15 protein-coding genes are annotated in these 25512 nt (G+C 42.9%); all 15 read left to right on the forward strand.

Annotation, left to right across the window (positions count from 1 at the left end; all coding sequences use genetic code 11):
• The first annotated feature begins 12 nt into the window (after positions 1-12).
• Complete coding sequence (locus RYH73_RS14680) at positions 13-1437, forward strand: RagB/SusD family nutrient uptake outer membrane protein (RefSeq protein ID WP_335314198.1); 1425 nt, start codon at positions 13-15, stop codon at positions 1435-1437.
• Positions 1438-1448: 11 nt separating this feature from the next.
• Positions 1449-4226 carry an alpha-d-galacturonidase gene (locus tag RYH73_RS14685; protein WP_335314199.1) on the forward strand — a complete coding sequence of 926 codons (2778 nt, stop codon included), beginning with the start codon at positions 1449-1451 and terminating at the stop codon, positions 4224-4226.
• Position 4227: 1 nt separating this feature from the next.
• Entirely contained in the window at positions 4228-4914 is a 687-nt protein-coding gene (locus RYH73_RS14690; RefSeq protein ID WP_335314200.1) for an L-rhamnose mutarotase, read from the forward strand.
• 199 nt (positions 4915-5113) lie between these two features.
• Positions 5114-6193: a Gfo/Idh/MocA family protein gene (locus RYH73_RS14695; RefSeq protein ID WP_335314201.1), complete on the forward strand. Its 1080-nt coding sequence runs from the start codon at positions 5114-5116 to the stop codon at positions 6191-6193.
• A gap of 6 nt (positions 6194-6199) precedes the next feature.
• Entirely contained in the window at positions 6200-7777 is a 1578-nt protein-coding gene (locus RYH73_RS14700) for a sodium:solute symporter family transporter (protein ID WP_335314202.1), read from the forward strand.
• 483 nt (positions 7778-8260) lie between these two features.
• Positions 8261-10450 carry an alpha-L-rhamnosidase-related protein gene (locus RYH73_RS14705; protein WP_335314203.1) on the forward strand — a complete coding sequence of 730 codons (2190 nt, stop codon included), beginning with the start codon at positions 8261-8263 and terminating at the stop codon, positions 10448-10450.
• A gap of 285 nt (positions 10451-10735) precedes the next feature.
• Complete coding sequence (locus tag RYH73_RS14710; protein WP_335314204.1) at positions 10736-14050, forward strand: glycoside hydrolase family 2 TIM barrel-domain containing protein; 3315 nt, start codon at positions 10736-10738, stop codon at positions 14048-14050.
• A gap of 34 nt (positions 14051-14084) precedes the next feature.
• Positions 14085-15236: an ABC transporter substrate-binding protein gene (locus RYH73_RS14715; RefSeq protein WP_335314205.1), complete on the forward strand. Its 1152-nt coding sequence runs from the start codon at positions 14085-14087 to the stop codon at positions 15234-15236.
• Entirely contained in the window at positions 15237-16385 is a 1149-nt protein-coding gene (locus RYH73_RS14720) for a CaiB/BaiF CoA transferase family protein (protein ID WP_335314206.1), read from the forward strand. It begins immediately after the preceding gene.
• A complete protein-coding gene (locus tag RYH73_RS14725; protein ID WP_335314517.1) occupies positions 16385-17545 on the forward strand; it encodes a CaiB/BaiF CoA transferase family protein in 1161 nt (386 codons plus the stop codon). Before RYH73_RS14720 ends, RYH73_RS14725 begins: the two co-directional genes overlap by 1 nt.
• Positions 17535-18770 (forward strand): extracellular solute-binding protein, encoded by a 1236-nt coding sequence (locus RYH73_RS14730; protein ID WP_335314207.1) that lies wholly within the window; start codon positions 17535-17537, stop codon positions 18768-18770. The genes RYH73_RS14725 and RYH73_RS14730 overlap by 11 nt, the downstream gene beginning before the upstream one ends.
• Positions 18763-19845, forward strand: a complete 1083-nt coding sequence (locus RYH73_RS14735) for a Gfo/Idh/MocA family protein (RefSeq protein WP_335314208.1) — start codon at positions 18763-18765, stop codon at positions 19843-19845. Before RYH73_RS14730 ends, RYH73_RS14735 begins: the two co-directional genes overlap by 8 nt.
• A gap of 17 nt (positions 19846-19862) precedes the next feature.
• Positions 19863-20306 (forward strand): MaoC/PaaZ C-terminal domain-containing protein, encoded by a 444-nt coding sequence (locus RYH73_RS14740; RefSeq protein ID WP_335314209.1) that lies wholly within the window; start codon positions 19863-19865, stop codon positions 20304-20306.
• 14 nt (positions 20307-20320) lie between these two features.
• Positions 20321-21592 (forward strand): L-fucose:H+ symporter permease, encoded by a 1272-nt coding sequence (fucP, locus tag RYH73_RS14745; RefSeq protein WP_335314210.1) that lies wholly within the window; start codon positions 20321-20323, stop codon positions 21590-21592.
• 424 nt (positions 21593-22016) lie between these two features.
• On the forward strand, positions 22017-25478 hold the full coding sequence (locus RYH73_RS14750; RefSeq protein ID WP_335314211.1) for a glycosyl hydrolase: 3462 nt from the start codon (positions 22017-22019) through the stop codon (positions 25476-25478).
• Positions 25479-25512 lie beyond the last annotated feature (34 nt).

Consider the following 25512-nt stretch of genomic DNA (forward strand, 5'->3'; position numbering starts at 1 on the left):
AAAAAGAATCATATGAAACGCTTATTTCACCTATACATTTTGCTACCTTTCCTTTTTCTTTTAAGTGGATGTGGCAAATCCTTTCTCGACCTAGCACCTATTTCGAATGCCAATCAATCAAATTTTTACCAAACGATTGAAGATTTTGATCTAGCGGTTAATTCCGCCTATGCTACCTTGTATACGTGTTATGGACCCACAAGTGCCATATCCTATTTTGCCGAACAGCTATCCGACAATGCTACGCTCTATAACGTAGCGGGTATTCAATCTGACCGCTGGGCCTTCAAGGACTATAATTTAAAGCCTTCCAACACAGAAATTTATCGTTTTTGGCAAGAGAGTTATAAAGCCCTGTTTAATATCAATATTGTTTTGGACAAGATTAGTACAGCAGCACTTAATGAAGAATATAAAACGCAGGTGATGGCGCAGATGCGCTTCATTCGTGCGTTATATTATTTCAATATGGTACAAATGTGGGGTGATATTCCGCTTGTTACAAAGCCGATTTCAGTTGAAGAAAGCTATGCGACGTTACGTTCACCACAGGCTGAGGTGTATGCGTTTGTTCTGGAAGACCTGGAATATGCTGCGGCTAATTTACCGGAACCGGCGGCCATTACTGCTGTAGGCAAAGCCTCGAAATACGCAGCTTTGACCTTACTGGGTAAGGTGTTTTTAACATTGAATCAAAAAGATAAAGCGGCAGCGAATCTGCTTCAAGTTTACGGGAAGTATAGCCTAATGCCACGATATGAGGCTCTGTGGGGCGCAAATGTTAAAAATACGGCGGAATCCATTTTTGAAATTCAATACCAGGGAGGAAGTCCCAACTTGCCCTTCAGCAGGTACTGGCGTGAGTTTGCACCGACAGAAAATTTTGTGCTCACCTTGTACGGTGGTGGGATGAACCAAGTGACCGACGATTTATACGCCGAATTTGAGGAGGGGGATCCAAGAAGAGAACAAACCGTATCATTGGGGTACACGAATAAAGAAGGAACATTTATTCCCATTAAATTTCAGAATAAATGGGTTGATAAAGAGGCTCCTGCTCCCTCAGGTGAAGAATTGAGTAATAATAATTTTATGGTTTTACGCTATGCCGATGTGTTACTCATGTTGACGGAGGCAACCGATGACCCGCGCTATTTAAACGAAGTACGGGCCAGAGTCAATCTGCCGAGTTATGGCAGTGATGGCTATCCAGCTGATTACAACAGCTTAGCTTTGGCTATTGAGCATGAAAGAAGGGTGGAGTTTGCCTTGGAATTTCATCGATTCTTTGATTTAAAACGTACAAATAGAGCGGTAACAGTTGTGAGTAAGACGAAACCCATTAAGAACGAAAACCAAACGGTATTTCCAATTCCGCAAATAGTTATTCAGCAAAATCCGGCGATTACACAAAATCCCGCTTATCAGGGATTGTAAAAAAAATAGTTATGAAATATATAGGATTCGTGTTGTGTTTTTTTTGTATCTCCTTGTGTGTGCCTTCTTGGGCAAGTATGCCGGCAACAAAAAAAGAGCTGGTTGTTGTTATACCGAAAAAATCATCACCACGTTTTAGATACGGGGTAGACAGTCTGACGAGAACCTTGCGTTTAGCGGGTTATAAGGTGGATGTAGATTCCAGCGGTTTTGACAAGAAGCATAAACACCGATCTCTATTGATCGGAAAATCCACTGATTTTCCTAATCAGCGACGACCAGTCAGTGTTGAAGTCAAAGAAGGGTTTCATATTGACCTGAATGGAACTACCGGATCTATCCAAGCGTTAGATGACAGTGGCATTTTATACGGGACCTTGAAATTAATAGAGGTTATTCAAGAAAATGACGGAACACTGCCAACAACATTCCAGTTGGAAGACCAACCGGAAATGGTTTTACGAGGTACCGCCATTGGTATTCAGAAAACACATTACCTACCTGGAAGAACGGTCTATGAATACCCTTATACACCCCAAGAATTTCCGTGGTTATATGATAAAAAGCAATGGATCCGGTATTTGGATATGCTGTTGGAAAATCGGTACAATTCACTTTACTTGTGGAATGGGCACCCATTTGCTTCTTTGGTGCGTTTATCCGACTATCCCTATGCCGTAGAAGTAGACGATGAAACCTTTAAGAAAAACGAAGCTATTTTCAGGTTCATTACAGAAGAAGCCGATAAAAGAGGAATCTGGATTATTCAAATGTTTTATAACATTATTATACCAAAACCCTTTGCTGAAAAGCATCAGTTAAAAACACAAGACCGAAATAGACCCATTATACCGATTATTGCGGATTATACCCGCAAGTCGATTGCCGCTTTCGTAAAAAAATATCCGAATGTAGGCTTGCTGGTTACCTTAGGAGAGGCCATGGAAGGTGTTGGACAAGATGATGTCGACTGGTTCACCAAGACAATTATCCCCGGTGTGCAGGATGGCCTGAAGCATTTAGGCTTGTATGAAGAGCCTCCCATTGTCTTAAGAGCACACGATACGGATGCGCCGCGGGTGATGGCAGCGGCTCTTCCGCTTTACAAGAATCTCTATACAATGGCCAAATATAACGGTGAGGCCTTAACAACCTATACGCCGAGAGGGAAGTGGGCGGACTTGCATCGCACGCTGAGCAAGGCTGCACCAGTACACATAGAAAATGTACACATCCTTGCCAATTTAGAACCGTTTCGTTATGGTTCACCGGATTTTATCCAGAAGAGTGTACAGGCGATGCACAAGGTTTACCATGCGAATGGATTACACCTATATCCGCAGGCTTCTTATTGGGATTGGCCCTACACTGCTGATAAGATCGATAGTACCGGAACGCAGCGCCTACGGCAGATTGACCGCGACGGGCTGTGGTATAAAGCGTGGGCGCGTTATGCTTGGAAAGCGGATCGGGAGAAAGGAATCGAGAACGATTACTGGTCAGGTATATTTGCTCAACAATTCGGCCTCAGCAAAGAAGCCGGGCTCGCCGTGCTGAAGAGTTATGAAGAAATGGGAGAAATTGCTCCCAAGCTTTTACGACGCTATGGTATAACAGACGGTAATCGACAAACGCTCAGCCTCGGTATGTTTATGACACAATTAATTAACCCCTACCGTTACGGGCTTTTTACTTTACTCTATGAATCAGAAGCACCTGAAGGGGAGATGATCATAGATTACGCCAGGAAAGAATGGAACAAAGAATCGCATAAGGGAGAAACACCGGTACAGGTGGCAAATGAAGTAGAAGAACACGGTCGCAAGGCCGTACAGTGGATCGATGCAATAGCAGCTAAGGTGCAGAACCATCGAGAAGAATTTGAACGGATCCGCAATGATATGCATTGTTATCAAGCATTAGCCAATTTTTATGCCGCGAAAGCACGAGCTGCCATTTCAGTATTGCGTTATAAATACTCGAATGACATCGCAGACCTGCAGCAAGCTTTGCCCCATCTAGAAGAGAGTGTAGAACATTATCGTAAATTGGCCGATCGCACGCGTAATAGCTATTGGTATGCGAACAGTATGCAGACTACGCAGCGAAAGATCCCAATTCGCGGTGTCGATGGAAAATACAAAAGTTGGGACGAGTTATTGCCACTTTATGAAGCAGAATTATTTCATTTCAGACAACAACTTGATTCATTGAAACAGGCACCCAGAAGAACGGACGGGATGCATAATCAACTTCATGCCGTGGAGGTGAAACTCGAAAACAACGATTTAACGTATTACCCGCTCGAGAAAGAAGCGTTACCTTATAGCGATGAAGGCGATGCGATCCTCGATTTAGCACCTGATTTAATAGGCCTAAAAGGTATTCGCACGAATCGAAATCAACAGCGTGATACCCTGACAACGCTTCATTTTAGTACAAAAAGACCTGTTAAATTGTTGGTTGGTTATTTCAAGCAAAAAGACCTTGCTTTTGGGACCGAACGGAAAAAAAATGGGTATGCCCCTGCACCGGATTTGGAACACGATGCTTCCGCTAATGATTATGGACAGTCCGAAGTGTTTATAGCGAATGCGATGGAAATACAGCACCACCCAGCTGTTGATATTCATAGCTACTCCTTTGATGCAGGTACACATAGCCTGAGTTTGCCTAAAGGCCTTCTCTTGTTGTTGGGATTTATTGACGGGAACGAAGAGTTGAAAAACTACGATGCTAATGTCGGCGTGTCGTTGGATGAACGAAATATCGACTGGTTATTTGAGTAATATGAAGCATATTGTTTATGGGCTTGTATGGATACTTTTATCATCGGCCTGCACGCCTTTTAAAACGCATGACAAGTCGAGCAATCAACTGGTACAGCTCGTGGTCGATGATGAAGATGACTTATCTGCTGATCTATTAGCCGATATTCGGAAAACCTCTGAAGGCGAAACCAACCTTTATCAGTGGAAGAACCGTCTACTATTTTATGGAGCAAAAAAGGAAGCCGATAGGTTCTATCAGCGATGTAAAACACAGTTTCCAAAGGGAACGATAACAAGGACCTCTACGCCTTTTTATGCGTTTGACCGAGCACGATGCGCTGACGGAGAAAAAATGGAACAAGCAAGTGATCATATCGTGCTATCGGCCAATTTGGTTGCCGATAGCGCTATGCAAAAAGCATATTTAAGCTATCATCATCGGCAATTTGAGGAATGGCCGGAAGTATCCGAGGGCTTTTGCAGGGCGGAATTTCAGCAAGTGCTGCTGTATAAAATAGGTCGACAATTGCTATTGGTGATCGATATTCCAAAAGGCGCGGATTTCGAAGCACTAAATAAACGAACAGTAGAAAACAATCCACGGGTAGATAAATGGAACCATTTAATGGCCGCTTATCAAGAAGGCCTGCCCGATACGAAAGCAGGTGAGGTGTGGGTGCGGTTTGAAGTGATGAATGTTGAGTGATGAATGATGAACATTGAATGATGAGTGAATGTTGAATGATCAATGAGCTGAGAGTTGTGCGGTTTGAGAAAAGCTTTAGGCTCTAAGGTTTAAGGAATACGAAGCAGCATCCAATATCGATTTGCCGTTTTCTACCAACGAATAGTTAATAACTAACAACAAACAACGAACAACCAATAACAAACAACCAATAACGAATATGTTAAAACTAGGAATTTTAGGTTTAGGTGAAGGCCGCAGTACAATTTCTGCGGCCTTGAACAGTTCAAAAATTGAACTTATAAAAATGTGTGATCTTAACGAAACCCTATGTAAACAACGGGCGAAAGAATTTGATTTTCATGCTTACACGACAAAATATGGTGATTTGCTAGCAGATCAATCCATCGATGCCATCGCTATTTATACACCGGATAAGTTCCATGCAGAACACGTTCGATTAGCACTGACGCACGGGAAGCATGTAATTTGTACAAAGCCCTTTATCGATAATCTAGCAGATGCAAGGCCTTTGTTAGACTTGGCGCGATCGAGCGGGAAAAAAATTTTTATCGGACAGAGTTCTCGATTTTTTGAACCGATGAAAAGACAACGTGCCGACTTTGAGGCAGGGTTTCTAGGGGAATTGATTACAATAGAAGCATACTACCACGCAGATCACCGGTGGTTTTTGGAAAAACCCTGGTCCTTAGAAAGTAATTTCAAATGGTTATACGGAGGCTTAAGTCATCCGGTAGATTTTATCCGTTGGTACTTGCCTAATATAGAAGAAGTGATGGGCTATGGTATGCTGAGTAGTAATGGTAAACAAGGTGGATTAAAGAACGAAGATACCATGCACTTTATTTTTAAAGCTACGGATGGTCGGATTGCTCGTGTAAGCGGCGCCTATACGGGGCCCATTCAGCCGGTAACACGCGACAGCGAAATGAGTTGTATTCTACGTGGCACTACCGGTTGCAGTCAAGCTGATTATATGGATTTACGTTATGCGATTACGACCTCCGATGGAGAAGAAAAGATAATTACCTGGGAACATAAATTAAAGCATTATTTTCGATTTGAAGGTAAGAGTCATCATGCTGGTGAGTACCAGAATTACCTGGAATATTTTGCCGATAATTTAGCGGCCGGGACAACTGCGTTCCCGAATATAGCCGAAGGAATAGGAACAGTCATCCTATTACAGGCGATGGATCGCTCCTTACGTCAGGGAACTCCTATCAAGCTACAGCAGTTATATGATGAATTTGGTTTAGAAAACCCAATTAGCCTATAAGGATTTATGGAAAGTATTGCCTCAAAGCTGACCTTGATTGATTATGCAATTATTATTGGATACATCGCATTATTATTGATTATCGGACTTCGATCCAGCTTATTGAGTAAAGCAAAGCAAGACGAGTCCTTATTCCTCGCAAATAAGTCGCTCGGCTGGGCCAGCATTGGTTTTAATATGTGGGCGACTAATGTGGGGCCTTCCATGTTGTTAGCTTTTGCCAGTATTGGTTATACCACCGGTATTGTAGCCGTGAATTTCGATTGGTACGCCTTTGTTTTTTTATGGTTATTGGCATTAGTTTTTGCTCCCCGCTACTTGGCAGCCAATGTGATGACCTTACCTGAGTTTATGGGGAAAAAATATGGCGATACGACACGCAATATATTAGCTTGGTACTCCCTTGTTAAAATGTTGATCTCTTGGTTATCATTGGGATTATTTGCAGGTGGTTTTCTCATTCGTCAGGTATTGGGTATTCCCATGTGGATGTCCGTTATTGTACTCGTTTTTTTTGCTGCTTTTTTTACGTATATCGGTGGATTGAAAACCATTGCCCGTATTAATATCTTTCAGATGTTATTGCTCATTGCCGTATCCTGCTTGCTAACGATACTTGGCTTGCATCAAGTGGGTGGCTTTTCTGCATTATATCAAGGTGTACCCAGTGGATTCTGGAACCTTATACGACCTACTTCTGATCCTGACTATCCTTGGCATGCCATTCTCTTAGGATATCCCGTTGCAGCGATTGCCTTTTTTTGCACAGATCAAGCAATGGTGCAATCTGTCTTAGGAGCGAAGAGCTTGGAACAAGGGCAATTAGGTGTCAATTTCATTGCTTGGTTAAAGATATTGTCTTTGCCTCTTTTTATCCTTACGGGCGTACTATGTGCTGTATTATACCCCAATTTGACCGATCCAACACAGGCCTACATGACCATGGTGACCAACCTTTTTCCAACAGGGCTCAACGGGTTGGTCATTGTGGTATTGATCGCTGTGTTAGTGGGTACCATCGGTTCTTCCTTAAATTCATTGAGTACCGTGTTTACGATGGATATTTATGTTAAACGGTTAAATCCGACGGCTAGGAAAGAGCAGATTGTCCAAGTTGGGCGATTAACGATTCTTGTTGGTTGTTTTTTTGCTATTATGATGGCCCTGGCAATCGATCAGATCAAAGGACTCAATCTCTTCGATGTTTTTCAATCGGTACTCGGCTTTATTGCGCCCCCCTTATCCGTTGTGTTCCTTTTAACCGTATTTTGGAAAAGAGCGAGCCGTTTAGCAGTTAATTTCGTACTTTCTTTAGGCTCTGCGTTTAGCCTTGGTGTCGGTGCCTGTTATCTATGGGTATTTACGCCGGATAAATATGCCTTTTGGCCGCATTATCTGTTGCTGTCATTTTACATTTTTGTTATCCTGATGGTAGCGGCGATATTGCTTTCGTTGGCTGGCAGAAAAGAGGAATTACCGGCTATACCTTATTTGGCCGTAAAAACAACGAAAACCGTGAAATGGGCATGGGGGAGTTTAATTATGATGATGTTGTTGCTTTATGTCCTTTTCAGTGGGCATTAACATATCACCTGTTTCATGTGTCGAAAGCATTACGAGTAAGCGCCTTTACTGTGGAATAATGCTTATATTAAAAGAACGTTTCTTTTAATCAACTTTTCTTGATAAAAGTTGAGCAAAATCAAGGCTGGTGTAGGCTACCTTGCAACTGATTGCAAAGCATCATTGGCGCGTATTGGAGCCGTTTCACTTCTTCAATCCGCTTGGGTACTGCAATATGGGCAAACGTGCAAATGCTTTGTTGCTCGTTGCTTCGGTATCCTCCAAGGCCGTTTAAGCACTTCGGAACGGCTTTGCAAGAGGACTTCTGTGTGTAGGGAAGAACGGCCTCACAGCGTGAGCGTTAAGAAGATTTAGGATAGCCAAGGCAAAAAAATCATGTGATAAGCGGTACAGATAGCTAATATACTACAAAAGCTGGTTAACATCTTACAGTCGTAGAAGCTTGGATAATTTTATCTTTGAAGCTACTAACGCTTATAAATCATGTCCATATATCGTCCGAAAAACAGCGTCCAAGTACTTGGTTGGCTCATTCCTGTACTTCTTTTGATCCATGTTACTTCATTTGCGCAGAACAAAGCCACCTGGATCTGGTATCCGGGAGATTTTGAAATCGGCTTAAGTAATCAAATGCAGAATAGGCGAACGGAACGAGCCACTTTCTTTCCACCCTTTTGGCGAATGGATAACCCTTATGTGTTGGTCGATTTTCATAAAGTTTTTGATTTAAAAGAACCGGAAGATGTGCAGTTGTATGCCGAAGGACAATATAACGTCAAACTGGATGGTAAGATGCTGGAAGGTTACCCCACCACTATTCATGTACCTGCCGGTAAACATAAAATCAATTTAAAAGTATATGCGCGAGATAAGGTGCCATCAATCTACGTTCAGGGGCGGACGATTGTTTCGGATAGCAGTTGGTTGGTTACCAATGAAGATAAAGAGTGGATTGATGAAACAGGAAAAGCTTCAGATCAATCCGGCACCACATGGCTACCTGCTGGTTCCTGGAATTTCGATCGTCCGGAAAACCGCCCTTCGGAATTTCGTTTAGCCACCAGGCCTAAGCAGGCAGTATCACAGGCAACCAAGGCAAAAGGTTTTTTAGTCGACTTTGGACAGGAAACATTTGGTTTTGTTAAACTTCATGGACTCAAAGGGCAAGGCACGGTATCACTTTACTATGGCGAATCCGAAGAGGAGGCCTTGTCAACCGAAAGCTGTGAGACCCTGGATCGGGTACAGGTGAATAGCACGCAATCCACTGACTCTGTTTTGCCTTTGTCAAAAGCATTTCGCTATGTATATGTCGAACCAGCGGCAGAAACAAAAGTTGATTCGATTTCCATGCATTATGAATATTTACCACTTGAAGTGAAGGGAAGTTTTCGCTCCTCCGATGAGGAATTGAATCGTATCTGGGATATCGGTAAATACACCATGGAATTAACCACCCGGGAATTTTTTATTGATGGTATTAAACGCGATCGATGGATTTGGTCGGGCGATGCTTATCAGAGCTACCTCATGAACTATTACCTCTTCTTTGATAATTCTTCCGTTCGGCGAACCACGCTTGCACTTCGCGGTAAAGAACCTGTTAGTAGCCATATTAACACCATTATGGACTATACTTTCTATTGGTTTTTAGGTATTTATGATTATTACCTATATACAGGTGACAAGGAATTTATCCAGTTAGTTTATCCCAGAATGCAAAGCATGATGGATTTTTGCTTGAATCGAAGAAATAAGGAAGGGTTTATGGAGGGAATGGCGGGCGATTGGGTTTTTATTGATTGGGCAGAAAATCTGAGTAAAAAAGGGGCGCTTAGCTTTGAACAGCTTTTGTTCTGTCGTAGTTTAGAAACCATGGCCTTATGTGCGGACATATTGGGTGATAATGGTGCTTCCAAGTACCGGACAGAAGCAGAACAGCTAAAAACTAAAATTTTCGCACAATATTGGAATTCAAACAAGAACGCTTTTGTGCATAGTAGCATAGACGGTATAGCGGGTGATCATGTTACGCGTTATACCAATATGTTTGCTATATTCTTCGACTACCTTACACCAGAACAAAAAGAAGGTGTTAAAACACATGTACTATTAAATCGATCCGTACCGAAGATCACGACCCCTTATATGCGTTTTTATGAATTGGAGGCACTCTGTGCTATGGGCGAACAAGATTATGTGCTAAAGGAGATGAAGAATTATTGGGGCGGAATGTTGCGTTTAGGGGCCACCTCCTTTTGGGAAGAATTCAATCCCGAAAAGAAAGGAGCGGAGCATTATGCCATGTATGGTCGTCCTTTTGGAAAAAGCCTTTGCCACGCTTGGGGAGCCAGTCCAATTTATCTACTTGGGAAATACTATTTAGGTGTGAAACCAACGGCGCCCGGCTATGCAAGTTTTCTGATTGAACCCAATTTAGGAGGCTTGGATTGGATGGAGGGAAAAGTACCAACGCCAAACGGTCATATCGCCCTTTATTGTAGTAAAAAGGAAATAAAAGTAAAAGCGGCTACAGGAAAGGGTATCTTAAGAATAAGAAGCAAGATAATGCCTTCCGGGAAGGGAGTAAAAGCGGTTGAGAAAAATAAAGGCCTATATGAAATTGAAATTCTAACGAATACGGATTATACCATAAGTTATCAGATGCAATAAAGACCGCTTTAGGCCGTAAGTCGATAAATACAGATTATGGCTTCGTTCAGTTAAAGGCACGAACCGTTGATTTTTGAAAATGTCGCCTCCAAAATTTATAGCTAGCACTGGGAAGCACTGCCGTTCCTATAAATTTTGAAGCGACGAGCTTTTTTTTTCTTTTTTGCGGGAAAAAAGAAAATATCAGATGATAATATCCTATAATAGCTAGCCAATTTCTTATAGGAAAAGTAAGCTCCCTACTTTTATTTTTGATATTCACTAGCCAGTAAACTAGAACTAACAGTGATTATAAGCAATCGTCATTTAAAAAGGAGTTTAGGAATTTTGATCTGGGGGATGCTTTCGACAAGCCTAAATGCCCAAACCGTGGACGGTCTACCAGCCAGTATACCACCTGTTCCGACTGTATATCAAGCTGAACCTTGGGAAGATCCATTGGTTACCAGTATCAATCGGGAGCCTGCACGTGCAACAGCCTATTCTTATGCCAGTGAAGCAGAGGCCTTAAAGGACGATCGGGAAAAATCGGGTAGAATGTTATCATTGAACGGCAAATGGGACTTTGCCTTTGCGATGAAACCATCAGATGCTCCGGAGACCTTTTATCAGTCAAAAGTCAGCGGATGGGACACCATTCCGGTGCCTTCGAATTGGGAAATGAAGGGCTATGATATTCCTATTTACAAAAGTGCGGTTTATCCTTTTCGCCCCGTGGACCCACCAAGGATTCCAAAAGACTATAACGCGATTGGTTCTTATCAACGGACTTTTACAATCCCCCATGATTGGAATAATTTAAATGTAACCCTTCATTTTGGTGGTGTGAGCTCCGCGTTTAACGTTTGGCTGAACGGGAAGTTTTTAGGCTACGGGGAGGACAGTTGTTTACCCTCTGAATTCAATATAACGCCTTACCTTCAAGCGGGTGAGAACGTATTGTCGGTTCAGGTAATCCGCTGGAGTGACGGCTCTTATTTAGAAGATCAGGACCATTGGCGGATGAGTGGTATTCAGCGGGAAGTGATGCTTTTGGCTGAACCAAACGTGCGTATAGCCGATTTTCATTGGCAAGCCAAACTCGATAAGCACTATCAAGACGCGGTATTGAGTATCCGACCGCGTATAGAGAATTTAACGGGTGACTCGATCAATGGATATAGCCTACGCGCACAACTTTATGACGCAGAAGGGAACCCTGTATTTGAAAAGGCATTGCAGCGTTCCGCAAACGAAATTGTTAACGAAATTTATCCAAGACTCGATAATGTAAAATTTGGTTTATTGGAGACCACCGTTCGTCAACCTAAGAAATGGTCAGATGAAGAACCTAATCTATATCGCTTATTATTGACTTTATTAGATGATAAGGGAAATATACTCGAAGTGAAAACGTGTCGTGTAGGCTTCAGAAGCATTGAATTTGATCAGGATAGTGGAAAATTACGGATCAATGGTAAAGTTACTTACCTGTATGGCGTCAACCGTCATGATGCACATCCTGAAAAAGGGAAGGCCTTATCAAGAGCGGATATTAAAAAGGATCTTCAATTAATTAAACAATTTAATTTTAATGCGATCCGAACCAGCCATTATCCCAATGATCCCTATCTATATGATCTCTGCGATGAATATGGCATCTTCGTGATGGACGAAGCAAATTATGAAACCCACGGCCTTGGTGGGAAGTTAAGCAATGATCCACAATGGACACACGCATTTATGGAACGTACCAGCCGCATGGTCATGCGTGATAAAAATCATCCTTCCATTATTATTTGGAGCTTAGGGAATGAGGCAGGCCGAGGGCCAAATAATGCCGCAATGGCCGCATGGATTCATGATTTCGATATCACCCGTCCAATACATTACGAACCCGCCATGGGGAGTCCGAAAGAGGAAGGATATATCGATCCATCAGATCCGAGGTATTTAAAACCAAATGACCATGCACATCGCATCGGTAATCCAAAGGATCAATATTATGTCGATATCATCAGTCGATTTTATCCGGGGATTTTTACGCCCGAACTATTGTTAAATCAGCAGAATGGCGATAAAAGACCCATTCTATTTGTCGAATACGCCCATTCAATGGGTAATTCGACGGGTAATATGAAAGAGTTTTGGGATATTTTTAGAAGTCATCCTCGATTGATAGGTGGATTTATCTGGGAATTTAAAGACCACGGGTTAATCAAAAGAGATGAACTAGGGAAGCCTTACTTTGCTTATGGAGGGGATTTTGGCGAAAAAAGGCACGATGGTAACTTTTGCATAGATGGTATCGTTGCCTCCGATGGCCGACCGAAAGCGGCTATGTACGAATGTAAGCATGTATACCAAGGCCTTGAGACAAGGCTTATCGATACCAACAACGTGCGTATACAAATTACCAATCGCCATGCGGTACGTAATTTGAATGCGTATGATATTGTCCTCACTTTGTTAGGTGATGGTGAGACGCTCCTGACAAAAAAATTAGGGCGGTACTCATTGATAGCTGGAGCCGATACGATAGTCTCCCTTCAACCTTTTTTACCGAAGTTAAAAAGCAATGTAGAATATCTGCTCAATATCAGCTATCAATTACCGGAGGAGAGGCCATGGGCAGCCAAAGGTTATGAGCTAGCAGCTGATCAATTACCGCTGACAGGTTTAAATAAGACGCCGACAACTTCTAGGCAGTTTGAACAAGTAAAAAGTCGATTAGATGAGGAACAGCTTGTCCTGCAAAATAAGCAGGGTATCGAGGTCCGGATCAGCAAGAAAAACGGGGCGCTTATTTCTTATAAAAACAAGGGGAAAGAACAGATCGCTCAAGCTTTTTTACCCCATTTCACCCGGCCGCAAACTGACAACGACCGAAAAGGCTGGAAGCCTTCCAAACTTCTAAAGGTGTGGTACGAGGCAAAGCCCACTTTAACAGCATTATCAATAGATAGCACGCAAAAAGGACAGGTTGCGGTTACGAGCACCTATCAATTGGTTAAGGATAGCGCTTCGGTACAGGTTAGCTATGTATTTAATGGAGATGGGGTATTAAAGGTAAATTATCAATTACAGGCATCGGATCAGCTTCCCAATTTACCCAAGATAGGAATGCAGGGCGGGATAAAACGAAACCTTGATCAGTTGACTTGGTACGGGAGAGGACCTCTTGAAAATTACGTAGATCGGCGATCCGGTTTTGCCGTCGGTCTTTACCATGCGCCGCTCGAAACCTTTATGGAACCTTACGTATATCCACAGGAAAACGCGAATCGTAGCGACGTTCGTTGGATGCGTCTGGCAAATGTGCAAAATGAAGGCTTGCTGGTGGTTGCAGATAGTTTACTCAGCATGAGCGCGTGGCCCTATACGGAAGAAGAAATAATCACCGCCAAGCACCATCATTTATTAAAAGATGCAGGTTATATTACGCTGAATATCGACCTGATACAAATGGGCGTTGGCGGTAACGACTCCTGGTCGACCGTTTCACAACCTCTACCACAATATCAAGTACCTGCAAAAAATTACCGTTACAGTTTTTATCTCCTGCCAATCAACGAGGATATAACCAAAAAGGCAGATGCGATCAAAGCGATTAGATTCTAGCTTAATACAAAGGGGCGTTTAAATTAAATTAAGAATGAAACAAATCGAACTGAAAGGAATCACGTGGAACCACAGTAGAGGAATCACACCCATGGCTGCTACAGCACAGCGATTTAGCGAAATGCATCCGGGTATCGAAATAAAATGGGAAAAACGCTCCCTACAGGCCTTTGCCGACTTCTCGGTTCAGGAGCTGGCAGAACGATACGATCTACTGGTCATTGATCACCCTTGGGCAGGTTTCGCCGCCAAAACGAAGAGTATTTTACCTTTGGACGACTATTTGCCCGCTCCATTCCTGAAAGATCTGGAAGAAAATAGTGTGGGCCATTCCCATAGAAGTTATCAATTTGATGGTCACCAATGGGCTTTAGCCATTGATGCGGCGACACCCGTTGCATCCAGTCGACCCGATTTATTAAGAAAACATAATTTCCTGCTCCCGTCTACCTACGCGCAATTATTGGATATTGCCGATCGTGGCCTGGTAGCTTTTGCCCTGATACCGATTGACACGCTCATGAGTTTTTACATGTTTTGCTGTTCTTTGGGAGAAGCACCCTGTCAGACGGAAGAACATGTCGTTAGTGAGGCCGTAGGGATCCACGCCTTGCAACTTTTTAAACAGTTGGTAAATAAAGTACACGAACGGTTTCATCATTTCAATCCCATTCAGGTATATGAGTACATGACGAATACGGATGAGATCGCCTATTGCCCCTTTGCCTATGGATACTCCAACTATGCCCGTCACGGCTACGCTCACCGTGTATTAGATTTTCACGACCTGGTTAGCTTGGACGGAACGGAAAACATGCAGAGCACCCTAGGTGGTACAGGCTTGGCAATATCTGCTAAGTGTGCCCACTTAGAAGAGGCCATGAGTTATGCGCGTTATGTGGCATCTCCGGCCTGTCAACTGGGTTTGTACTTCGATAATGGCGGACAACCCGGACATTTAAAAGCATGGCAAGCGGTGCATACCAACAAGTTGAGCGGCAACTACTTTTATAACACACTACCGGCACTGCAACGAGCCTTTCTCCGTCCGCGTTACCACGGACATATGTTCTTTCAAGATCACGCAGGGGATGTAGTGCGGGATTTCATGATAAAAGGTGGAAGAGAACAGGTCGTATTGCAAAAACTGAATGAACTTTATCAAGCGTCTAAAGAATTGGTATAAATGAAACCATTAGAAGGAATACTCGTATTGGAGTTCGCCCAATTTATGGCAGGGCCAACTGCTGGATTAAAATTAGCGGATTTAGGCGCACGCGTTATTAAGATTGAAAGACCTGATAAAGGGGAAGCAGGGCGACAGATAGCGATCAAGAATTTATTTATTGACGGAGATAGTTTGGTTTTTCATACGATAAATCGAAACAAGGAATCATATGCTGCTGATTTAAAAAAAACGGAGGATCTTCAAAAGGTAAAACAGCTGATTGCTAAAGCAGATGTCATGACGCATAATTTTCGGCCAGGCGTAATGGAGAAAATAGGACTAACTTATGAAGATGTCTGTAAGATTAACCCCCGAATTGTTTATGGCCTAGTAACGGGCTATGGAAACAAGGGCCCTTGGGCCCATAAACCCGGTCAGGATTTGCTGATACAGGCTATTTCGGGCCTCAGTTGGTTATCTGGCACAAAAAATGATGGTCCGGTGCCTTTTGGCTTAGCGGTGGCAGACATGGCCTGCGGAGCTCATTTAACACAAGGTATCTTGGCGGCCTTATTAAAACGCAATAAAACAGGGAAGAGTGTGTTGGTAGAAGTAAGCCTATTAGAATCGATTTTGGACTTGCAGTTTGAATTATTGACTACTTTCCTGAATGATGGGAAGCAGTTACCGAAGCGTAGTACGGTACGTGGTAGCGGACATGCCTATTTAAGCGCTCCCTATGGTATTTACCAAACAAGTGATGGCTACCTGACACTCGCCATGGGAGATTTAATGAAAATAGGAAAGAGTATCGGTTGCGACTTAACGCTGTATCAAGATAAAGCTACCTGGTTTGAAAAACGAGACGAAATAATCAAGAAACTAGGTGCATATTTTCTCCAAAATAGTACAGCATATTGGTGTGTCCGTCTCGAAAAGGAAGGGATTTGGTGTTCCTCAGTTCTGAATTACCGTCAGGCATTAGATCACGAGGCTTTCCGCGTTTTAAAGATGACCCAAGCAGTCACATTGTCCAATGGAAGACAGCTGATCACGACAAGGAGCCCTATAGAGATCAATAAGCAAAAATTATATGCGACGAAAGCCGCACCGAAAGTTGGAGAGGATACACATCGAATTGAATACGAATTTAACATAACACGATGATGAAACCGCTGACAGATTATTTAGTGCTTGATTTCAGTCAATTTTTATCGGGTCCATCGGCGAGTTTGCGTTTAGCCGATTTGGGTGCGCGTGTTATCAAGGTTGAAAAGCCGGTAAGCGGTGATATTTGCAGAAGCCTTTATACATCGGACCTGATAATGAATGGCGAATCTTCAGTTTTTCATGCGATTAATCGCAATAAGGAGAGTTTGTCTGCTGATTTAAAAAATCCGAACGACGTCAGCCTATTAAAAAAAATACTAAAGAAAGCGGATGTTATGATTCACAACTTCCGTCCAGGTGTGATGGAACGATTAGGTTTTGGTTTTGACGAAGTTATCAAGATCAATCCACAAATTGTATATGGAGAAATATCAGGTTACGGAAATGAAGGACCTTGGAAAGACAGACCAGGACAAGATTTACTGTTACAGTCGCTCACCGGATTAACGTGGTTAAATGGAAATGCCGATGATGGCCCTGTACCCATGGGTTTGTCTATTGTTGATATGCTAGCTGGAGCGAATTTGGTTCAGGGCTTGCTGGCCTGTTTAATTCAGCGATCACGGACAAGACAAGCAGCTCTTGTGCAGGTCAGCATGATCGATTCCGCCTATGATTTTCAGTTTGAGGCCATCACCACTTTTTACCGAGATGGGGGTGCATTACCGCAGCGGACCAACGTGAATAATGCACATGCTTATTTGGGGGCACCCTATGGGGTTTATCAAACCGCTGACGGTTATATAGCCTTGGCGATGGGCTTAATACCTACTTTGGGCAAGTTGTTAAAATGCCCTAATCTGGAAAACTATCCGCTGGTATCTGACGCATTCGATAAACGCGACGAAATAAAGCAGGTGATTGCTGAACATCTAAAAAAAGGTACCACCCAACAATGGTTGGATATATTGGAACCTGCGGATATATGGTGTGCCGATGTATTGACCTGGGATCGGCTTGTAGCGCACGCCGGTTTTCAGGCCTTAAATATGATACAAAATGTCACGATGCGTGACGGCTATACCTATCAAACCACGCGGTGTCCGATCCGAATTGACGGTGAATATTTGACTGCTTCTAGTGGCTCACCTATGCTTGGTCAGGATAATGAGGCCATTTGGAAAGAATTTGAAAAGGAGACAGGCGATGAAGAATAGAACCTTACGCATAGCCGTCAGAAAGTTCGAACCTTTTGAAAAAGCAATGAAACATGCTTGGGAGGTCTTCTGTAAAAGTATGAATTGCCCCATAACCGTCGAACTGGTGGCAATGGATTTGCATGAGCTTTACGAAGAAACCATTCGTAAACAAGGCTTGAAAAAAGGGATTTGGGATATTGCGCATATCAATACAGATTGGATATGTGAGGCTTACGAACGTGAAGCTTTATATGATTTGACTCCATGGCTTGAGGAAAATCCACCTGAAGATTATCCTAAAGGATGGAGCCCGTCCCTTCTTGCGATGCAAAATTTTGATCATCGGATAATGGGGTTACCTTTTCACGACGGACCTGAATGCCTAATTTATCGGAAAGACCTATTTGAATTGGAAGCAAATAAATTGGCTTTCTATAGTCAGTTTAGAAGAGAATTGACCGTCCCGCAGACATGGGATGAATATGTCGAGGTCGCTCGGTTTTTTCATCGACCGGCTGAGAAATTATTTGGAACCGTGATGGGGATATATGCTGATGGACATAATGCCGTGTTTGATTTTTGCCTACAATTGTGGAGTAGGCAGGGGAATTTAGTGGATGAAGATGGAAGAATCCAATTAAATACATCCGAGGCGAAAGACGCCTTACATTTTTATAAAACACTGGTCAAACAGTCGGGATGTATTCATCCCAATTCCTTCCAATACGAATCGGTACAAGCCGGTGAAGCCTTTGCACGTGGGGAAGCGGCCATGATGGTTAATTGGTTTGGTTTTGCCACAGTTTGTGAAGTAGAAGAAGCGAGTAAGTTAAAAGGGAAAATTGACATCGCACCCGTACCCGCAGGAAATAATGGGCAGGGGACTTCCTTGAATGTTTACTGGCTCTATACCGTTGGGTCGGGTAGTCAGCACGCATCCCTGGCCTATGATTTTATTCGTTTTGCGATGAGTAAGGAAATGGATAAGCAGCTTACACTAACAGGTGGGATAGGATGCCGTTTATCAACCTGGAACGATCCCCTTATTAATCACCTCATTCCCTATTACCATAAGCTTGAGAAATTGCATGAACGCTCCCATACCTTGCCCCGGAAAAAGAACTGGGCCACTATTGCAACCAGAATTGATCAGTTGATACAGGACGTTCTTGCGGAAAAAGGCACGATCACGGAATTATTGATGCAAGCGCAAGTGGATATTAATCAATTAGATAATGAATAAAAAGATAAACATACCTTATCAACCCGTTTTACCAAAACGTTCTTTACCGATTATTGTGATAGGGGCTGGGGGCATTGTAGGAGATGCCCATTTACCTGCCTATAAAAAGGCCGGATTTGACGTGCTCGGGATTACGAATCGAACCAAAGAAAAGGCGCGTAAATTAGCCAGCCAATTTGCGATACCCCATGTATACAATTCGGTGGAAGCTGCAGTGGCCCAAGCTACTCCCAATGCCGTCTATGATATCACCATCATGCCTGATCAGTTTGTGGAGACCTTAAAAAAATTACCGGATGAGAGTGCTGTGCTTATTCAAAAGCCAATGGGCGATTATTTTAAGCAAAGTCAGGAAATTTTAACTGTTTGCAGAGACAAAAATTTATCAGCGGCTATTAATTGTCAACTACGCGTAGCACCTTATATAAATGCTGCCCGCTATTTAATTGAAGAGGGATTCATCGGTGAGGTATATGACATGGAAGTTAAAGTCACTGTACAAACTCCCTGGGAGCTTTTTCCGCTGGTGAAAGTTCATCCACGTTTGGAGATACAGTATCATAGTATCCATTATATCGATTTAATTCGTTCCTTCCTTGGTGATCCGATAAGTGTTTTAGCGAAAACGTCAAAACATCCGACAAAAAGCTTATCCTCTTCCCGATCTACTATTATGTTGGATTACGGAGATACGTTGCGTGCCGTTATTAATACAAACCATGATCACGATTTTGGGCCACAGCATCAAGAAAGCTATATTAAATGGGAGGGAACGAAAGGAGCCATAAAAGTGAAAATGGGTTTGCTGATGAATTATCCATGCGGTGTGCCGGATGCTTTTGAGTATTGCTTACTTGCCGAGGGCCGAGCCCCCCAATGGGAGTCCCTAGCTATTGAAGGGTCTTGGTTTCCTGACGCGTTTATCGGAAGTATGGCCGCCTTAATGCGCTATAAAAACGGAGAAAGCAAGGCGTTAAGTGCCCATGTTGAAGATGTGATTAAGACAATGGCGGTGGTAGAGGCCGCTTATGAAAGTAGCGACCGAGGAGGGATTCCTGTGCAAAAGAATTTTTAACATAAACCGATCATCTTATGTACTTTAGATCTATTTTCTTTGAAGACTATCAGTTAGCCGATAAACGTATTACCTTGGGCAGAACATTGACGGAGACGGACTTTGTTGTTCACGCAGGGCATACGGGTGACTTTTTCCCCCATCATTTGGATGCCGAATGGTGTAAAACGCAGGCTTTCGGTCAACGCATTGCCCATGGAACCATGGTATTTAGTATCGGTATTGGTTTAACGGCCTCTGAAATAAATCCCGAAGCTTTCTCGAAAGGATATGATCGTTTGCGATTTATTAAACCTGTTTTTATTGGGGATACCATCCACGCGGAAGTTACCATTAGCGACAAAAGCGACGCGAAAAATCCGGCATACGGTACGATAACCGAGCATGTGGAGATCATCAATCAGCAGGGAGAGGTGGTTTTAGTTGCCGATCATATTTTATTGGCGAAAAAGAAATCTTAAAATCAAATCAACCGATGGAAATAGCCGTAACAAAATCTCAATCAGTAGCAAGCCGGGCAACAAAGACACACGTATTACCATTTGTACTGGTAACGGGTCTGTTTTTTCTTTGGGGAATGGCCCATAATTTGGATTCTATTCTGATCCCCCATCTAAAAAAGGCCTGTAATTTAACCAATAGTCAATCTGCACTGGTAGATACGTCGGTGTTCTTCGCTTATTTTATCATGGCGATTCCAGCTGGCTTGCTTCTTAAACGCTTGGGGTATAAACGCTGTATTATCATTGGTTTGCTTGTTTTCGCCTGCGGAGCCTATCTGTTTGTACCGGCAGCAAATAACCTGAGCTATGTGATTTTTTTAGTAGCACTCTTTATTATTGGCTGTGGTTTGGCTATTTTGGAGACCACGGCCAACCCTTATGCCGCTGTTTTGGGAAGCTCCGAAACAGCCGGCAGTCGGTTAAATTTGGCAGCCTCCTTTAACGGCTTGGCTGCTATGGTAGCCCCTATCGTAGGTGCTAATTTTATTTTATCAGGAAAAGAATATAGCAAAGAAACGCTGGCAGCGATGCAGGAGACCACGCGTTTACGCTATTTTATGGAAGAGGCAGCTTCTGTAAAATTACCCTATATTATCTTGGGGACTGTCTTGCTTTTAATTGCTGTCGTATTCATTTTTATAAAATTTCCGGAGTTTAAGCAGCAAGAGCATGTTGAAAAAGATAGCTTTTTTTCGGTTTTGAAGTATAAAAACCTAAGTTTCGGTGTCGTAGCTCAATTTTTTTATGTAGGAGCCCAAGTCTGTATCACGAGTTTTTTTATCCGAATGGCCCAGCAGGGAGCCAGTGTAGATGAAAAAACTGCCGGCTATTATTTAGGCATATATGGTTTTTTATTTATGGTAGGCCGATTCGTGGGGACCTTCTTACTCCGTTTTCTATCGTCACGGAAGCTGTTGATCGTTTTCGCTTCATTTGCCGTTTTTCTCTGTTTGGTAGCTATTTTAGGAGAAGGAATGGTGGTTATATATGCCCTGGGATCTATTGGTTTTTTTATGTCTATTATGTTTCCTACCATTTTTGCCCTTGGGATTGAGGGTTTAGGAGCGCAGACAAAGGTAGCTTCATCTTGGCTTATTATGTCCGTAGTAGGTGGTGCCATTTTGCCTTACGCTATGGGGAGCCTGATCGATTATACCGGAGATCGTACGCAGATTGGTTATATCGTACCTTTCACTTGCTTTTTAGTGGTATTGGTATATGGATGGAGGGGCGGGAGTGAGTGATGAGTGATGAGTGATGAGTGATGAGTGATGAGTGATGAATGATGAATGATGAGTGATGAGTGATGAATGATGAGTGATGAGTGATGAGTGATGAGTGATGAGTGATGAGTGATGAGTGATGAGTGATGAGTGATGAATGATGAGTGATGAATGATGAGTGATGAATGATGAGTGATGAGTGATGAGTGATGAGTGATGAATGATGAGTGATGAGTGATGAATGATGAGTGATGAATGATGAATGATGAATGATGAATGATGAGTGATGAATGATGAATGATGAATGATGAATGATGAATGATGAGTGATGAATGATGAGTGCGTCCTGTGTCATGATACTTATGTCTTAATAAGTTTTGAGTAGCAGCGGCACCAATTAAAGCCGAAGGCTGTTAGCTGAAAGTTGATATTAAACAAAGATTAAATGAAAAAAATAGGGAGCTGTTTTTTGTTTTTATTCATGCTGTGTTTGCAAGTTGTTTTTGCGCAGTATGAAAAGCTGTCCTCCCATATGGAATATGTAAACGGGCAGGGGCTTGAACAAGCGAAGCCTTGGGTCTTTTGGTATTGGATGCATTCTGCTTATTCCAAAGAAGGGATTACAGCTGATTTGGAAGCGATGAAAGAAATTGGGATTTCGGGCGCTTATTTAGCACCTATTAAAGGTAAAACAAACCCACCTTTGTATGAGCCCGTAATAGAGACGATGACACCTGCTTGGTGGGATTTAATTCGCTTTACATTAGAAGAAGCCCGTCGTATCGGAATAAAAATTGCGCTATTACCGGGAGATGGCTTTGCGACCGCTGGAGGCAATTGGATAAGTCCGGACCTATCAATGCAGAAGGTTGTGTGGGCGGATACGCTTATTAATGGCGGAAAAGGCAATACGATTAAATTACCTCAACCAGAAGCCTATGGCGGCTATTATCGTGATATCGCTACTTTTGCGATGCCTGTTAAAGCAGATCATAAAGATAATACACCTACCGTAAGTACCAGTACCGGTGCCGAAGCCCAATTCTTAACAAATAAGGAAAATAAGAAAAACTTTAGTAGTAAAGAACCCTGCTGGATTCAATATGTTTATAAAGAGCCTTTTACTTGTCGTGCTATCCAGGTAAACGTCGACGGTTTTAACTACCAGTCCGGAAGGCTTATTATTCAGACAAGTGATGACGGAGTTCATTTTCGCAAAGTTAGTCGTCTGAAAGCACCACGTGCAGGTTGGCTCGATTGGGATATAGGGCTTACGCACGCGATAGAACCGATTACAGCGAAATACTTCCGTTTTGTGTACGATCCAATAGGCAGCGAGCCGGGTGGTGAAGATCTGGATGCAGCCAAGTGGAAACCAAGCTTGAAATTATCGGGTATCCATTTATTGTCAGCACCTCGTATTCATCAATACGAAGGTAAATCCGGTATGGTTTGGCGAATTAGTGAGCCGAGTACTTCAATGCAAATAGCCGATACCGATTGCCTAAAAAAAGACCAGCTAATCAATGTGTCCTCTTTTGTACAGGCTGACGGTATGTTAAACTGGAAAGCACCAGCGGGATCATGGAAGATTTTACGCATGGGGCATACATCAACGGGACATATGAACGAAACCGCGGGAAATGGAAAGGGGTTAGAATGCGATAAAATGAATCGGAAAGCTGTTGAAGTACAATTGAACAATTGGTTGCAAAAGGCGATTGATGTGGCGGGAGACAGTTTAGCCCATGAGGTGCTCAAGATTTTTCATGTGGATAGTTGGGAATGTGGTAGCCAAAACTGGTCGCCCGTTTTTCGTGATGAATTTAAAAGAAGGCGTGGTTACGATCCTGTGGATTATTTACCTGCTATGGCGGGTTATCCGATTGAAAGCGCTGATTTTTCAGAACGCTATCTGTACGACATTCGTAAAACAATCGCTGAGCTGATAAATATCAATTTCTTTGAGCCGATAAGAACGTTTACACACAAGCACGAAGCCGTGTTCAGTGCGGAAACAACCGCTCCTGTTATGCTGACCGATGGCTTGGCCCATTTTAAAGAGGTGGATATCCCCATGGGCGAATTTTGGTTAAGGAGTCCCTCACATGACAAATTTAATGATGTCCTAGATGCGGTATCAGGGGCACACATCTATGATAAACGATTGGTTCAGGCCGAAGCCTTTACCCAGATACGAATGCAATGGGATGAACATCCGGGCAATCTTAAAACGTTGCAAGATCGAAATTATGCCCTTGGGATCAACCGACTGGTATATCATATTTACGTACATAATCCATGGGTGAATAGAAAACCGGGAATGACACTTGATGGTATTGGATTATATTTTCAACGCGATCAGACTTGGTGGAAACAGGGAAGAGCTTGGGTCGACTATGCAACACGTGTACAAGCGTTATTACAAGAAGGAGCGCCGGTTACAGATTTGGCTGTTTTTACCGGTGAAGAGCTACCTCGAAGAGCCATTTTACCGGATCGCATTGTGCCAACGCTCCCCGGTATTTTTGGAGAAAAGCGTGTGCAAGACGAGCAAATTCGATTGATGAATAAAGACCTGCCTATACAGAAAATAGCCGGGGTGAGTACGGGTGCTAATATGGTACAACCCGAGAATTGGGTAAATGCACTGCACGGCTATGCTTATGATTCTTTTAATCCAGAGGTTCTACTACAAGCAGTAGTGAAAGAGGGGCGTATTATACTTCCCAATGGAGCAAGCTATGGCGTATTGGTGTTGCCAGGCAAGCATGTGATGCAACCGAATTACCGTGCCATGAGTTTGGAAGTGGCGGATAAGCTGAAACAGCTCATTACAGCGGGGGCTACCATTGTTGTGAGCGATAAACCGGTATACACACTCGGTTTATCAAATTATCCTATCGCAGATACCGCGTTGACTGGAATTACACAATTTATCTGGGAGGGGCCTTTTGAAAGAATGGAGGAAGAAGGCAAACGGGTGTTCTTTAAGAAATTGGGAAAGGGGCGGGTAATCAAGGCCCCTTATATGCTTTCAACGTTTGATCAATTTGGAATCCAACAAGATGTGCGATTTAGCGAATTGAATGGTGCTGAGGCTACAGGTTTAGGGTTTAATCATCGACGCGACCAAGAAAAGGATATTTATTTTTTAACCAATCAACAGGATGAAGATCGGAAGTTGTTGGTTTCATTCCGTGTGACTGGAAGAGTACCTTACTTATATGATGCCGTAACGAATGTAACACAGCGCATAGGGGAATGGCGTATGATTGGCGAACGAACAGAAATCCCGCTTCGTTTAGCTCCGAATGCTTCCGTATTTATTCTTTTCAAAGAAGAAACAAGTTTAAAGGAAGCCAAATTGACAGTCAACTGGCCTTTATTACAAGAAAAAAAAATATTGGCAGGGACGTGGAAGGTTCAATTCAATCCCGATTACGGTGGCCCTAAAGAGGTTATTACCATGGAGACACTGCAAAGTTGGAGCGAATTTGAGGATCCGGCCATACGCCATTATTCCGGTACAGCATCTTATCAAACAACATTTCACTGGGATGATGGACCTAAGCAATCGAAAATATGGTTACAATTGGAAGAATTGGCTAACATAGCTACGATAAAAGTAAATGGAATAGATTGTGCAACATTATGGACCGCCCCCTATCGCGTTGATATCGGCAAAGCTCTAAGGAAAGGAGAAAACAAATTAGAGATAGCGGTGACCAATACCTGGGCGAATCGGCTTATCGGTGATCAAGCGTTGCCAAGGGCGAAACGTATAACCCAAACAACAGCTCCCTTCCGTTTAGAAGGACAGCCTTTGTTGAAGGCCGGCCTTATTGGGACGGTGCGTTTGATGGAAGAAGAAGTTAATGGGCCAATTACTCAATTAGCTGATTAGCTAATGTGATAATGAAATAATGAACGATGAGCTA

Source organism: Olivibacter sp. CPCC 100613 (assembly GCF_036959255.1).
In the GTDB taxonomy this organism is placed as follows: Bacteria; Bacteroidota; Bacteroidia; order Sphingobacteriales; family Sphingobacteriaceae; genus Olivibacter.

What these genes read in the sequence shown, in the direction of transcription:
- RYH73_RS14695 (WP_335314201.1), top strand. Translation starts at nt 5,114, where the DNA reads ATGTTAAAACTAGGAATTTTAGGTTTAGGTGAAGGCCGCAGTACAATT.
- RYH73_RS14750 (WP_335314211.1), top strand. Translation starts at nt 22,017, where the DNA reads ATGAAAAAAATAGGGAGCTGTTTTTTGTTTTTATTCATGCTGTGTTTG.
- RYH73_RS14705 (WP_335314203.1), top strand. Translation starts at nt 8,261, where the DNA reads ATGTCCATATATCGTCCGAAAAACAGCGTCCAAGTACTTGGTTGGCTC.
- RYH73_RS14715 (WP_335314205.1), top strand. Translation starts at nt 14,085, where the DNA reads ATGAAACAAATCGAACTGAAAGGAATCACGTGGAACCACAGTAGAGGA.
- RYH73_RS14740 (WP_335314209.1), top strand. Translation starts at nt 19,863, where the DNA reads ATGTACTTTAGATCTATTTTCTTTGAAGACTATCAGTTAGCCGATAAA.
- RYH73_RS14680 (WP_335314198.1), top strand. Translation starts at nt 13, where the DNA reads ATGAAACGCTTATTTCACCTATACATTTTGCTACCTTTCCTTTTTCTT.
- RYH73_RS14730 (WP_335314207.1), top strand. Translation starts at nt 17,535, where the DNA reads ATGAAGAATAGAACCTTACGCATAGCCGTCAGAAAGTTCGAACCTTTT.
- RYH73_RS14725 (WP_335314517.1), top strand. Translation starts at nt 16,385, where the DNA reads ATGAAACCGCTGACAGATTATTTAGTGCTTGATTTCAGTCAATTTTTA.
- RYH73_RS14690 (WP_335314200.1), top strand. Translation starts at nt 4,228, where the DNA reads ATGAAGCATATTGTTTATGGGCTTGTATGGATACTTTTATCATCGGCC.
- RYH73_RS14735 (WP_335314208.1), top strand. Translation starts at nt 18,763, where the DNA reads ATGAATAAAAAGATAAACATACCTTATCAACCCGTTTTACCAAAACGT.
- RYH73_RS14720 (WP_335314206.1), top strand. Translation starts at nt 15,237, where the DNA reads ATGAAACCATTAGAAGGAATACTCGTATTGGAGTTCGCCCAATTTATG.
- RYH73_RS14685 (WP_335314199.1), top strand. Translation starts at nt 1,449, where the DNA reads ATGAAATATATAGGATTCGTGTTGTGTTTTTTTTGTATCTCCTTGTGT.
- fucP (WP_335314210.1), top strand. Translation starts at nt 20,321, where the DNA reads ATGGAAATAGCCGTAACAAAATCTCAATCAGTAGCAAGCCGGGCAACA.
- RYH73_RS14700 (WP_335314202.1), top strand. Translation starts at nt 6,200, where the DNA reads ATGGAAAGTATTGCCTCAAAGCTGACCTTGATTGATTATGCAATTATT.